This is a genomic window from Arthrobacter sp. Y3224198, assembly GCF_059090025.1.
The window spans coordinates 1-12,692 of the sequence record NZ_JBNHFG010000023.1; the positions used below are offsets into that span (position 1 = coordinate 1).

Sequence of the window (12,692 nt, forward strand, 5' to 3'; positions counted from 1 at the left end):
CTTGGCGCAAGGGTGCGGGTTCCCTGCACCGAGCGCAGCGAGGTGTAGGGGAAACCTTGGCGCAAGGGTGCGGGTTCCCTGCACCGAGCGCAGCGAGGTGTAGGGGAAACCTTGGCGCAAGGGTGCGGGTTCCCTGCACCGAGCGCAGCGAGCCCGTCGGCAGGCGCACCCGGACGGACCTGGAGGAAGGCGGCTTTAAACCCCGGAGGCCGCCCGCGGCCGAGGGGGTTTCGTTGCCGCCGTTCCAGGTCCCGCAGGGACCCGCCGCAGCGGCTTAGTTGGAAACCTTGGCGCAAGAGTGCGGGTGAATCAGCGAGTGTGCAGATAACGGGCCTATAGCTGACGGAGAGGCCCGTTATCTGCACACCCGGGAGGATTTCATTGCCGTTCCAGATCCCGCAGGGACCGCCGTCGTCCCCCGGCCGCTAGTTGGAAACTACCGTGCCGATCTTCTCGCCGCGGATGGCGCGGGTGACGTTGCCTTCACCCTCCATGCCGAAGACCACCATGTCGAGGTCGTTGTCCTTGCACATGGTCATGGCCGTCTGGTCCATGACGCGGATGTCCTGGCGCAGGGCGTCGTCGTAAGTCAGGGTCTCGAGGCGCGTTGCTGTGGCGTCCTTGTTGGGATCGGCGGTGTAGACGCCGTCCACGCCGCTCTTGGCCATCAGGACTTCGTCTGCGTGCACTTCCAGGGCCCGCTGGGCGGCAACCGTGTCCGTGGAGAAGTAGGGCAGGCCGGCACCGGCACCGAAAATGACCACGCGGCCCTTTTCCAGGTGGCGGATGGCGCGCCGCGGGATGTACGCCTCGGCTACCTGACCCATGGTGATGGCGCTCTGGACGCGGGTTTCGACGCCGGCCTGTTCCAGGAAGTCCTGCAGGGCCAGGCAGTTCATCACGGTGCCCAGCATGCCCATGTAATCCGCCCGGGATCGGTCCATGCCACTGGTGGACAGCTCGGCGCCGCGGAAGAAGTTCCCGCCGCCGACGACGATGGCCACCTCCACCTCACCGACGGTCGCTGCGATCTGCTTGGCTACTGCACGCACCGTGTCGGGGTCCACGCCGAGCTTGCCGCCGCCGAACACCTCACCTGAGAGCTTGAGCAGGACGCGGCGTCGCGGGGATTCGGTTTCTTTGAGTACGTGGGCCATTGTGCCTCCCGGGCATAGGTGCTGGTGCTGCTTAAAGATTAGTTAGCTGGTTTGGACAGGCAAAAGGGGTGGTCACCCATGGTGACCACCCCCTCTGTCATGATGACGTATTCGTCGAAACCGTTGCGGCCTGAGTTATTAGGCGCCTACGCGGAAGCGGGCGAAGCCGACCGGTGCAACACCGGCTTCTTCGAGAACCTTACCCACGGTCTTCTTGGCGTCCTTGGCGAACGGCTGGTCCAGCAGGACGATTTCCTTGAAGAAACCGGTCAGGCGGCCTTCGACGATCTTGGTCAGTGCAGCTTCGGGCTTGCCCTCGGCGCGTGCCGTCTCGTCGGCGATGCGGCGCTCGTTCTCGACCGTCTCGGCCGGAACTTCGTCCCGGGTCAGGTAGGTCGGAGCGTATGCAGCGGTGTGCACGGCGACGTCGTGGGCGGCCGTGGCAGCTTCTGCACCTTCGCCGTCAACAGCGAACAGCACGCCAACCTGTGCCGGCAGATCCTTGGAGGTCTTGTGCAGGTAGGCGTCAACGGTCTTGCCCTCGATGCGGGCAACGCGGCGGACAACAACCTTCTCGCCCAGGATGGCGCCTTCTTCGACAACAACCTCGGACAGCGGCTTGCCGTCAACGTTGTAGGCGAGCAGGGTTTCGGCGTCGGCTGCAGCGGACTCGACAGCAGCGGCCAGGACCTTGTCAGCCAGCTCGATGAACTTGGCGGACTTGGCAACAAAGTCGGTCTCGCAGTTGAGCTCGACCATGACACCAACGGTGCCGTCGATAACCTTGGCAGCAACCAGGCCCTCGGCGGTGGAACGGCCTTCGCGCTTGGTAGCGCCCTTCAGGCCCTTGATGCGGATGAGCTCCATGGCCTTGTCGGCATCGCCGTTGGCCTCGTCCAGAGCTTTCTTTACATCCATCATGCCGGCGCCGGTGCGCTCACGCAGTGCCTTGATGTCAGCAGCGGTGTAGTTCGCCATTTGAACTCCAGTCCTCCCGTAATAAGTATTGGTGCGGTTCCGCCAGTGCGGCTGGCCGGTTAACCGGCCAGCCGCACCAACAGGTACCTGGTCCGGGCGGTCGGCCCGCCCGGACTAAGGAAATTCGTTATTTACTTCTCGGTTACTTCGGCGGCCGGAGCGTCCACAACGGCGTCGACGCCGGTTGCTTCGGCGGCGGGAGCTTCGGCGGCGGCATCAGCGGCCGGCGTCTGTGCAGCACCTTCGAGGAGTTCGCGCTCCCACTCGGCCAGCGGCTCAGCCTGGGTTTCCGTGTTGCCGGCAGCCTTGTTGTTGCGGGCGATGAGGCCCTCGGCAACGGCGTCAGCGATAACGCGGGTCAGCAGGTTGACGGAGCGGATGGCGTCATCGTTGCCCGGGATCGGGAAGTCGACGTCGTCCGGATCGCAGTTGCTGTCCAGGATGGCGACAACCGGGATGTTCAGCTTCTTGGCCTCGTCAATGGCGAGGTGTTCCTTGGGGGTGTCGACAACCCAGAGCACGGACGGAGCCTTGGTCAGGTTGCGGATGCCGCCGAGGTTGTTCTGCAGCTTGGTCAGCTCACGCTTGAGGAGCAGGAGCTCCTTCTTGGTGTGGCCGGAGGAAGCGACGTCCTCGAAGTTGATCTCTTCGAGTTCCTTCATGCGCTGGATACGCTTGGCAACGGTCTGGAAGTTGGTGAGCATGCCACCGAGCCAGCGCTGGTTCACGTAGGGCTGGCCAACACGGGTGGCCTGCTCGGCGATGGCTTCCTGGGCCTGCTTCTTGGTACCAACGAAGAGGACGGTTCCGCCGTGGGCAACGGTGGCCTTGACGAACTCGTAGGCGCGGTCGATGTAGGACAGCGACTGCTGCAGGTCAATGATGTAGATGCCGTTGCGCTCGGTGAAGATGAAGCGCTTCATCTTCGGGTTCCAACGGCGGGTCTGGTGACCAAAGTGGACGCCGCTGTCGAGCAGCTGGCGCATGGTAACGACGGGCATGTCGTCACTCCTTCCGGCAGCAGCCGTACGCACGGCGCACTGGTCCTACTGCCAATTGACGGTTTTAGCTTTACGCCCGGTCGGGCGGAGCTCCTGGTATCCATCAGCCGTTATCCTTGCGGACTCCGGCGCGCTTCCCCTGCCGGCGTTGCCGGACCGTTGGAGAGGCACCCCCTAAGCGGGGATAATTGGGATACGCGTAGTCAGATTCCTATGCCGGCGGATGGGGAACGGGCTGGTGCAGTCCGAAGACTTATCCGGCCCGAGGCCTAGGCGCCGGACCCGCGACGGATGAAAAACGTCCGGGCAGGTCCCATGGCACAGCAAGCTGCTCCATAAAGTGTACTACAGCCCCGGAGCGCTGCCGTCCCTGCCGGCGGCCGCTGCAGCGCCCCTCCTCCACATCCTGATCCGGCGTCCCGGAACTCCCCGGCGCGGTGATGTCCCGGAACCGTTGACGAATGATGTGTCGACACTCGGAGGATGCGCACTCCGTTGATCTGTCTGCTGGCCACCCTGCTACTGGCCGCGGCGCTGCCGTCCTTGCAGGCAGCGGATCCGCTCTTCCCGGCGGACCGTTCAGCCGGAGCGTCATCGGGTGTGGTGTCCGGCGCAGTGCCGGGCGCGGTGTCCGACTCCTCCCCCGGTTCCTCCCGCAGCGCGTCACCCGGGGCCGTCCGGTACATACCGCCATGGGGCTGGCCGCTGGACCCCGAGCCGGAGCGCCTGAGGGGCTTTGATCCGCCCGCGCAGCGCTGGCTGGCCGGCCACCGGGGACTGGACCTCGCTGCCCGGGAAGGGATGCCGGTCCTGGCTCCGGCCGGCGGGCGGGTGGTGTTTGCCGGACGCGTGGTCAACCGCCCGGTACTCACCATTGATCACGGCGGCGGCCTGAAAAGCAGCTTCGAATCGGTGGAAGCGCTGGTACCGACCGGCAGCACGGTTACCCGCGGCTTCCCCGTGGGAAGAGTTGCGGGGCCAGGTGACGGAAGCGCATCCGCCGGCACGGCGCATTGCGCCGGCCAGTGCCTGCACTGGGGCGTCCGGCTGGACGGAGAATACGTCAATCCGCTCAACTACGCGACGGACCGGCGCCCTTCGGTGCTTTTGCCGGTTCCGGCCTTAAACGTCCCGGCCGGGCCCTTTCCAGGACCCGGCCGGGGTAATTTGCTGGTTCCGGAGACCGGAGCTGCGATTTTAGACGAACGCAGCCACGCCGGTGATTGCCCGACCGGTAACCAGAGTGTTGATCTCGTAGGTGCCTTCATACGAGTAGATCGCTTCGGCGTCCGCGAAGACCTTGGCCATGCCGTAGTCGGTGACAATGCCGTTGCCACCCAGGATGCTGCGGCCCAGGGCCACGGATTCACGCATGCGTGCGGTAGTGAACGCCTTCGCCAGTGCCGACTGCTCATCCTTGGCCTGCCCCAGGTCCTCCAGCTGTGCCAAGCGGACCATCATGCCCAGCGAGCTGACGGTGTTGCCCAGGATCTGCACCAGCTGTTCCTGCACCAGCTGGAAGGATGCCAGCGGCTTGCCGAACTGCTTGCGCTCCACGGCGTACTTGCGGGCAATGTCGAAGGCCGCCATCTGCTGGCCCACGGCCTGCCAGGCAACCGCCAGGCGGGTCACCTTCAGAACCTTGTTGGTGTCGCGGAAGCTGTTGGCCCCCTTGAGGTGGAAGTCGTCGCTGATCACCACGTTGTCCAGCACAATGTCGGCGTTCTGGACGGTGCGCAGGGCAATCTTGTTTTCAATCTTCGTGGCGCTGTACCCGGGGGTCTTGGTGTCCACCATGAAGCCCTTGACCTGGTTGTCCTCGACGTCGCGGGCGTAAATTACTACCCAGTCGGAGAACGTGGCGTTGCCGATCCAGCGCTTTTCACCGTTCAGGATCCAGTTGTCTCCGTCGCGGCGTGCGGTGGTGCGGGTGCCGCCGGCGACGTCGGAGCCGCCGAGGGGTTCGGTCAGTCCGAAGGCGCCGATCTTCTTCATGGCGTAGATGTCCGGCAGCCAGGCAGCCTTCTGCTCTTCCGAGGCCAGTGCCTCGATGGAACCGGTGAAGAGGCCGTCATGGACACCCAGGAAGGTGGCGAAGGACGTGTCGGCGCGGGTGACCTCGGCGTGGCAGAGTCCGGCGAAAAGGTTGGAGTAGCCCTGGCGGTAGACCGGGCTCATGACGTCCAGTTCTGCGATCTTCGGGATCATGTGGTGCGGGAACTCACCGGCGTTCCACCAGTCAGCGGCGTGCGGCTTGACCTCAGCGGCGAGCCAGGCACGGATCTCGTGCAGGCGGTCGCGCTCCTTGTCGGTAAGCAGGTCCTCGAATGAGTAGAAGTCGCCGTCCGCGTACGGAAGGTTGTCGACGTCGATAGTTGCCATGGAAATATCCTTCGCTGCTGATCATCGGTGATCACCGGCACCCTTCGGGCGCAGGCAGAGCCTATGTTACCCACCAGTAACAACGATCACAACGTCCGGGGAAAAGAAAACACCCCGGTCCGAGGACCGGGGTGCTGATCATGCGCATCAGGACGGCATGCGCAGTGCATCGGTAGGGCTGGTGGGGCTTGAACCCACGACCCACGGATTATGAGTCCGCTGCTCTGACCAGCTGAGCTACAGCCCCGTGCTGCCCGCGGGGCAACGATGCCATCCTAGTGTGTCCCTGCGCCGCAGAACCAATTGCACCTGCAGCCTCAGGCGGGGGCGCCTGAGGTTTCGACGCCGCGGTACAGCACTTCGAACGTTGCGAGTGTGGCGTCCAGGCTGTGCCGGTCCACCATTTCCCGGCTGGCCTCGCCCATCTTCCGCCGGTCCTCGTTGGACAGTTCCAGGATTTCGGTAATGCGGCCGGCCAGCTCGTCACTGTCACCGGGGGTGAACAGGTAGCCGTTGCGTCCCTTGTCCACCAGGTGCGGCAGGGCCATCGCGTCGGCGAGGAGGACCGGTTTGGACGCGGACATGGCCTCCAGCGTCACCAGGGACTGCAGCTCTGCCGTGCCGGGCATGCAGAACAGGTCCGCCTTGAGGTAGGCCTCGCGCAGTTCCTCGTCGGAGACGAGTCCGCGGAACACCACCCGGTCCCCCAGCCCAAGACGCTGGGCCTGTGCCTGCAGGGCCGGCTTCACTTCTCCGCCGCCCACAATTTCGGCACGCACGCCCAACTCCGGCGGGGTCTTGGCGACGGCGTCGATCAGGACGTCCACATGCTTCTCTTCGGCCAGCCGCCCGACAAAGAGCACGGTGGGGCCGGGATGCGGGGCGATTTCCTCGCCCGGATGCAATTCGTAGACGGAGGCATCAATACCGTTGGACAGCGGCATCACCTCATCCAGGAAGGCATGGCGCCGCATGGCCTCGGCAGCCAGCGGCGTGGGCGTGGTGACGACGGCGGCCTGCCCCATCACCTTGCCCATGTCCTTCCAGGAGTTCTTCGCGACAATGCGCTTGACCCATTTCGGGAACGGCAGGAACGGGTCCAGGTTTTCCGGCATGAAGTGGTTGGTCGCAATCACCCGGATGCCGCGCTTCCGGGCCTGGTACAGGGTGTACTCCCCCACCATGTAGTGGCACTGGATGTGGACGACGTCGGGCTGCACCCGGTCGAAGAGCAGGGAAATTTCCTTCTTGATCTCCCACGGCAGGCAGATCCGCCAGTACTCGTGGGTGGGCACACCGTGCGAGCGGAGACGGTGGACGGGCCACTCGCCGTCGAGGTCGGTGCGGCTGCCGCCGTCGACGTCGTTGGGTGCCAGGACGTGGACGTTGTGCCCGCGGCCGTGCATGCCCCGGGCCAGCCGGTAGCCGAACTGCGCGGCCCCGTTCAGGTGCGGAGGGTAGGTGTCACAGGCAATGAGGATCGTCAGCGGTTTGTCTACCGGTGAATCGGTCACGTGTGTGGTCCTGCTTTCGGGGTCTTGGAGGACGGCTTCTGCCGCCTGCGTTCTTCGTTCCGACGCTGGATGACATCAGGGTGGTACCTCGAGAGGGCGACCACCCCAACAATAGCAATCAGGGCGGCCACGGACATGGCCACGGCAGCCACCGCGGGCACATCCGGGCGCAATTCGTGCAGCACGCCGATGCCGATGGCAATCCCGACCATGGGATCAATGACCGTCAGTCCCGCAATGACCAGGTCGGGAGGACCGCTGGAATAGGCGTTCTGCACAAACCAGGATCCCAGCGCTCCGGCGGCCGCGATGGCCACGATGGTGTACCAGGGCACGTTCAGCAGGAAACGGCCGTTGGGGTTGAGCAGGTCTCCGGCAATGACCTTGGTCAGGACCGCCACGAAGCCGAACAGGATTCCGGCGCCGAGGATATGGGCAATGGCCTTCAGCCGTTTGCCGAAGAGAATGTTCAGCGTGCCGAAGAAGGCCACCACGACGGCGAGGATGAGGACAATCGTCACCTCCTGGGCGGGTTCCACGGACTGTTCGGAACGGGTGACGACAATGGCCAGGGAAACGAAAAGCATGCTGCCGGCAACGCAGGCGGAAATGGCTGCCACGGTGATGCGGTTCAGCCGCAGGCCCTGGTCGCGGGAGTTCACCACCGTAGTGATCACCAGGGCAATGGAGCCGATGGGTTGGACCACCGTCAGCGGAGCCATCGACAGGGCTGCAATGTTGAGCGCCATGCCCGTGCCGAGCAGCAGGAGGCCGAACAGCCACCGCGGATTGCGGAGCAGGCGGGTCAGCTGTGAGGAGTTCAGGCCCAGTCCGCCGGTGTCTGCGCTCACTGCGCTGCCCTGACGCTGGGCGCCGAAGGCCAGGAAAAAGGCACTGGCCAGGGCGCAGGCGACGGCGATTCCTACCATCGGCGCAGTCCCGCCGCCGGGCCTGCACCGTTGGGTGCAATTGGCTTAGGGAGCATGGCCGGTTCCGGTCCCGGCAGGAACTTCGCCGTTGCGCTGGAGGGCGTGTTTGTTCCACGCGGCCGCCAGGTACCCGGCTGCCGCGGCGACGTGGCCGATGCAGCCCAGGGCCAGTACCGCCGTTCCGGCGGCAGCCAGCCAGTCGAAGTCGTACCCCTGCACATGATCCAGCAGCAGCAGCGGGGCGCCCAGGAGCAGCAGGGCGGTCCGGACCTTGCCGAGCGTGCTGACGGGAAGGTCCGGGCTGCCGCGAAAGAGCAGCAGGGAGTTGAGAATCAGGACGGCATCGGGGATGGCAATGCTGAGGATGAGCCAGGCCGGGGCGATGCCGTCCACCACGAATGTGGTTGCCACGATGATCAGCGCCAGCCGGTCGGCCACCGGGTCCAGCCACTGGCCGGTGCGGGAGACCTGGTTCAGCCGCCGGGCGAGGTAGCCGTCAATCCAGTCCGTGCATCCCACCGCCACCAGCGTGATGAAGGCGCTTCCGTAGCGGTCCTGCGCCACCAGGCAGACGAACAGCGGGATGCCGAGAAAGCGAAGGACCGTGACCAGATTCGGTACGGTCCAGAACCTGTCCGTCACGGTTAATTCCGTATCGGGACGTGCTCCGGCACCGATGAGTCTGATCACGGTCCGTTCCCCTCGTCAAAGATGTAAACGAGTACAGCTTACTTTTGTGCGAGCCGGCGGGACATGATGAGCAGCGCCAGCAGCGAGGCACCCAGGACCGCCAGGGGCTGCCAGCGGTCCTTGATGATGGCCAGCACGTCCTCTGCAGGGGAACCGGCGGAGGAGCTGCCGGTACCGCGGGAGGCGGCTGCGCGGCGGGATTTCAGTTCCTGGATGCGGGCCTTGACATCGACCTTCTCGCCCAGGCCGTCCCGGACGGCGGCCATGTGTTCGCGGCGCTGGCGGGCGCGGGTGCGCAGTTCCTCGGGGCCGGGCTGCTTGGGGCCTTCGGGCTTGCTGTCCTTCTCCGCCTTCTTGTCCTTCTTTTCCTTCGGTTCCTTGGGCTTGTCCAGCGTTGCCGGATCGAAGCGGCGGCCTTCCTTCAGCACGCCGACGTCGTAGCGCAGTCCGCGGATGGCTTCCTCCGGGAGCAGCGGCAGCGTCTTCTTGAACCGGGAGAAGCCGACGAGACCTGCGATTGCCGCAATCACCAGGAAGAGGGCAGCCACCAGCAGGGCAGCCAGCCAGGCCGGCATTACCAGCGACAGCGCCATGATGGCCGCAACGATCAGCGCGATGGCCAGGGCGGCGACGAAGAGCAGGGCAACAACCATAAAGGCGGCAGCAATGCCGGCCTTGATGCCCTTCTGCTTCATTTCGGCCGTGGCGAGGGCGAACTCGTCATTCAACTGGCGCGGAGTCAGCCGGGCCATGACCTTCGCCAGCCCCACCAGCGAAGAGCTTCCCGCCGTTCGCCGTGTCCGAGTGCTAGCAGAGCGGTCCATGCGCCCAGCCTCCTGTTCAGTAGTCACCGTAGCCATAACCCCAAATTACCATTCCCCTCATAGTTATCACCTTGCACATCCGGATCAGGTGCCGGTCAGGTGGTTTCCAGTCCCTCGCGGTCTTCCAGCTCGCGGCCGGAGAGCTCGGGCAGCTTGGTCTTCACGAACCAGAACGAGAGCACCGCGAACGCGGTGAAGATGGCGTACATGATCCACACGCCGAAGTTGTCGCTGACCCACGGGAAAGCCAGGGTGACAATGAAGTTGAAGATCCAGTTGACCATCGCACCCAGGCCAAGGGCCAGGGAGCGGATGTTGTTCGGGAACACTTCGCCCAGGGTGACCCACATGACCGGACCCCAGGTGGCGGCGAAGAAGACCACAAACAGGTTGGCGCCCACCAGGGCAACCGGGCCCCAGATGCCGGGCAGGGAAATCTCGCCGGCAACGTCCTCGGCCTGGAAGAAGGAAACCGTTGCCATCAGCAGGCCAACGAACATGCCGGCGGAGCCGATCATCAGCAGCTTGCGTCGGCCGATGCGGTCCACGAAGGCGATGGCCACCAAGGTCATGACCACGTTGACCACCGAGGTGATCACCGACGTCGTAAACGAATCGCTTTCGCTGAAGCCCACCGACTTCCACAGAGTGGTGGAGTAGTAGAAGATCGCGTTGATGCCCACCAACTGCTGGAAAGCGGCAATGGCCATGCCCACCCACAGGATGGGCTGCAGGCCGAACCGGGGGCCGCGGAGGTCCCGGAAGGTCGGCTTCGGGCTCTTGAAGCTTTCCCGGATATCGGAAATCTTGCGGTCGGTATCGGTCACACCGGAAATCGAGCTGAGTACCTTTGCGGCTTCCGCGTCGCGGTTGCGGCGGACCAGGAACTGCGGGGACTCCGGAATGGTCAGGGCAAGCACGCCGTAAACAATGGCCGGGATGACGCCCACCAGGAGCATCCACCGCCAGGCGGCGAGGCCCCACCAGAGCTCGCCCAGGGCCGTGCCGGCCGTGTTCGCCAGGAACGCGTCCGAGAGCAGCGCGGCGAAGATACCGATGGTGATGGCAAGCTGCTGCACGGAGCCCAGCGCACCGCGCCACTTGGCCGGAGCCACCTCGGCAATGTAGCCGGGGGCAATCACGGACGCGGTGCCGATGGCCAGGCCGCCGATCAGGCGCCAGAGCATCAGGTCCCACTCGGAGAAGGCGTAGGCCGACCCAACGGAGTTGGCGGCAAACAACACGGCGGCACCCACCATGACGGATTTCCGGCCCAGCCGGTCGGCAAGCTGTCCGGCGAACCAGGCGCCCACGGCGCAGCCCAGCAGCGTGATGGCCACCGTGAAGCCCAGAATGCCCGGGCTCAGTGTGAATTCTTCGCCAATGGCGTCCACAGCGCCGTTGATGACGGCGGTGTCGAACCCGAAGAGCAGACCACCCACGGCAGCAGCGACGGTGACGCCGATCACCTTTCCGGGGTGGGCTATCCGTTCGGATCCGCCCGTATTAGGTCCTGGCTGAGTCGCGCCCATCGACCGTTCCTCGATTTCTCTTGTCTCACGGAATACGTAAGTCTGCTGTCAAAACACTTAAGCCTACGCATAACCCTAGGAGTGCTTGTCCGGGCAGGGTAGCCGCAACGGCCAACCGGGGACAGATGAGCGCGGAACGGGACCGTCTTTTTGCAGCTCCAAGCCCGCGGAGACGGTCTGTTTTTCCGCCAAGGCGCAGAACCGGGGCAAAAGCGCATGCACCGTTCCCGTCAAGGGAAGCGGCATCGGATGTCGGCCACATCACAGCGCCGACGGTGGGGCGCAGGTGCCGTGACGGTTCCTTTAACAGCTTCCGGCCCCGCAGGATGGGCAGCTGCGGGGCCGGAAGGGCGGGGATGGAAAAATGCGGGCTCCTAGGCCGGGGCCGCTGCGGCGACGGCGGCGGCTACCGCGGGAGCAACGCGCGGGTCCAGCGGGCTGGGCACAATGTGGTCCGCCCGGAGGTCCTCCCCTACCAGGTCAGCGATGGCGGTGGCCGCCGCCACCTTCATGCCTGCGGTGATGCGCCGTGCGCCGCTGTCCAGTGCCCCACGGAACACTCCGGGGAAGGCCAGGACGTTGTTGATCTGGTTGGGGAAGTCACTGCGGCCGGTGGCGACGACGGCGGCGTGCCGGCGCGCAACGTCCGGGTGCACCTCCGGGTCCGGGTTGGACAGGGCGAAGATGATGGCGTCAGGCGCCATGCCGGCCAAGATGTCTTCCCCGATAGTGCCGGAGGACACCCCGATAAAGACATCGGCCTCCTGCAACGCTTCGCGTGCTCCGCCGTCGATCCCCCGGGGGTTGGTACGGGCGGCGAGGTCGGCTTTGATGCTGGTCAGGTCCGTGCGGCCCGGGCCGACCACGCCCTTGGAATCCAGCACCACCACATCCGTAATGCCGGCGTCGAGCAGGATGTTGGCGCACGCGACGCCTGCGGCCCCGGCGCCGGAAACCACCACCCGCAGGCCGGGCAGTTCACGGCCGGTGACCTTCGCGGCATTGCGCAGGGCAGCAAGCACCACGATGGCGGTGCCGTGCTGGTCATCATGCATCACCGGGCAGTCCAGGGCCTCGATCAGGCGCTGCTCCAGTTCAAAACAGCGCGGTGCGGAAATATCCTCCAGGTTCACGGCGCCGTAGCTGGGACGCAGCCGGACCAGGGTTTCGATGATTTCGTCCACATTGGTGGTGTCCAGCACCAGCGGGATGGAGTTCAGCCCGCCGAAGGTGCGGAACAGTGCGGATTTCCCTTCCATCACGGGAAGGGAGGCCGCCGGGCCGATGTCCCCCAGACCCAGCACAGCGGTTCCGTCGCTGACGACCACCACCAGCCGGGACGCCCAGGTGTGGGTTGCCGCCAGGTCCGGTTCGGCGGCTATGGCCCTGCTGACCTGTGCCACACCGGGCGTATAGGCGATGGACAGTGCCCGCTTCGAGTCCAAGGGCATGATGGTTTCCACGGAGAGCTTGCCGCCCTGGTGGGCGGCGAAGATCTCTTCGGTGCTGATGGATGCGGTGATGTGTTCGGTTCCGGTAGGCATAGCAGTGCTCCAGCTGTTGGTTCCAGAAAGGACCGCCCGGCCGGCCCAGGATGAACGGGCATGCGGGAAGGCGGATACCGGACGCCGTGGGGCTTCCGGGCCAGAGGCAACAGGATGGGATGCCTTTACGCACCGGGGGCG

The 12,692-nt window shown here is 65.1% G+C and carries 10 protein-coding genes, 1 tRNA gene and 1 pseudogene; 1 reads left to right on the top strand and 11 read right to left on the bottom strand.

What is annotated here, in order from left to right:
* Positions 1-425: 425 nt before the first annotated feature.
* From pyrH to rpsB, 3 genes are all read right to left on the bottom strand, one after another.
* The gene (gene pyrH, locus AC5RUF_RS12245) at positions 426-1,157 is read right to left on the bottom strand and encodes a UMP kinase (RefSeq protein WP_493996737.1); all 732 of its coding nucleotides are present in this window, start codon (positions 1,155-1,157) and stop codon (positions 426-428) included.
* A gap of 138 nt (positions 1,158-1,295) precedes the next feature.
* Entirely contained in the window at positions 1,296-2,135 is an 840-nt protein-coding gene (gene tsf / locus AC5RUF_RS12250) for a translation elongation factor Ts (protein ID WP_493996736.1), read from the bottom strand.
* Between the two features lie 131 nt (positions 2,136-2,266).
* On the bottom strand, positions 2,267-3,136 hold the full coding sequence (rpsB, locus tag AC5RUF_RS12255; protein ID WP_493996735.1) for a 30S ribosomal protein S2: 870 nt from the start codon (positions 3,134-3,136) through the stop codon (positions 2,267-2,269).
* Positions 3,137-3,619: 483 nt separating this feature from the next.
* On the opposite strand from rpsB, the pseudogene AC5RUF_RS12260 reads away from it, so the two are divergent.
* Positions 3,620-4,195 (top strand): annotated as a pseudogene (locus AC5RUF_RS12260) (M23 family metallopeptidase); the annotation flags it as partial.
* Between the two features lie 138 nt (positions 4,196-4,333).
* On the opposite strand, the gene AC5RUF_RS12265 reads toward AC5RUF_RS12260, so the two are convergent.
* The 8 genes from AC5RUF_RS12265 to AC5RUF_RS12300 form a co-directional block, all read right to left on the bottom strand.
* Positions 4,334-5,518, bottom strand: a complete 1,185-nt coding sequence (locus AC5RUF_RS12265) for an acyl-CoA dehydrogenase family protein (RefSeq protein WP_493997777.1) — start codon at positions 5,516-5,518, stop codon at positions 4,334-4,336.
* Positions 5,519-5,691: 173 nt separating this feature from the next.
* A tRNA-Ile gene (locus AC5RUF_RS12270) sits at positions 5,692-5,765 on the bottom strand.
* A 70-nt stretch (positions 5,766-5,835) separates the two neighbouring features.
* Entirely contained in the window at positions 5,836-7,032 is a 1,197-nt protein-coding gene (locus AC5RUF_RS12275) for a glycosyltransferase (protein ID WP_494130756.1), read from the bottom strand.
* Positions 7,029-7,961, bottom strand: coding sequence for a DMT family transporter (locus AC5RUF_RS12280; RefSeq protein ID WP_493997779.1), 933 nt, complete (start codon positions 7,959-7,961; stop codon positions 7,029-7,031). Before AC5RUF_RS12280 ends, AC5RUF_RS12275 begins: the two co-directional genes overlap by 4 nt.
* A 45-nt stretch (positions 7,962-8,006) precedes the next feature.
* Positions 8,007-8,603, bottom strand: a complete 597-nt coding sequence (locus AC5RUF_RS12285) for a CDP-alcohol phosphatidyltransferase family protein (protein ID WP_494130757.1) — start codon at positions 8,601-8,603, stop codon at positions 8,007-8,009.
* A gap of 86 nt (positions 8,604-8,689) precedes the next feature.
* A complete protein-coding gene (locus AC5RUF_RS12290; RefSeq protein ID WP_493998094.1) occupies positions 8,690-9,475 on the bottom strand; it encodes a phage holin family protein in 786 nt (261 codons plus the stop codon).
* A 95-nt stretch (positions 9,476-9,570) separates the two neighbouring features.
* Positions 9,571-11,007 (bottom strand): sugar porter family MFS transporter, encoded by a 1,437-nt coding sequence (locus AC5RUF_RS12295; protein WP_493998095.1) that lies wholly within the window; start codon positions 11,005-11,007, stop codon positions 9,571-9,573.
* Between the two features lie 374 nt (positions 11,008-11,381).
* Positions 11,382-12,551: an NAD(P)-dependent malic enzyme gene (locus AC5RUF_RS12300; RefSeq protein ID WP_494130758.1), complete on the bottom strand. Its 1,170-nt coding sequence runs from the start codon at positions 12,549-12,551 to the stop codon at positions 11,382-11,384.
* Positions 12,552-12,692 lie beyond the last annotated feature (141 nt).

Coding starts and splice junctions, on each gene's coding strand:
- tsf (WP_493996736.1), bottom strand. CDS start 2,135: ATGGCGAACTACACCGCTGCTGACATCAAGGCACTGCGTGAGCGCACC.
- AC5RUF_RS12290 (WP_493998094.1), bottom strand. CDS start 9,475: ATGGACCGCTCTGCTAGCACTCGGACACGGCGAACGGCGGGAAGCTCT.
- AC5RUF_RS12295 (WP_493998095.1), bottom strand. CDS start 11,007: ATGGGCGCGACTCAGCCAGGACCTAATACGGGCGGATCCGAACGGATA.
- rpsB (WP_493996735.1), bottom strand. CDS start 3,136: ATGCCCGTCGTTACCATGCGCCAGCTGCTCGACAGCGGCGTCCACTTT.
- pyrH (WP_493996737.1), bottom strand. CDS start 1,157: ATGGCCCACGTACTCAAAGAAACCGAATCCCCGCGACGCCGCGTCCTG.
- AC5RUF_RS12300 (WP_494130758.1), bottom strand. CDS start 12,551: ATGCCTACCGGAACCGAACACATCACCGCATCCATCAGCACCGAAGAG.
- AC5RUF_RS12265 (WP_493997777.1), bottom strand. CDS start 5,518: ATGGCAACTATCGACGTCGACAACCTTCCGTACGCGGACGGCGACTTC.
- AC5RUF_RS12280 (WP_493997779.1), bottom strand. CDS start 7,961: ATGGTAGGAATCGCCGTCGCCTGCGCCCTGGCCAGTGCCTTTTTCCTG.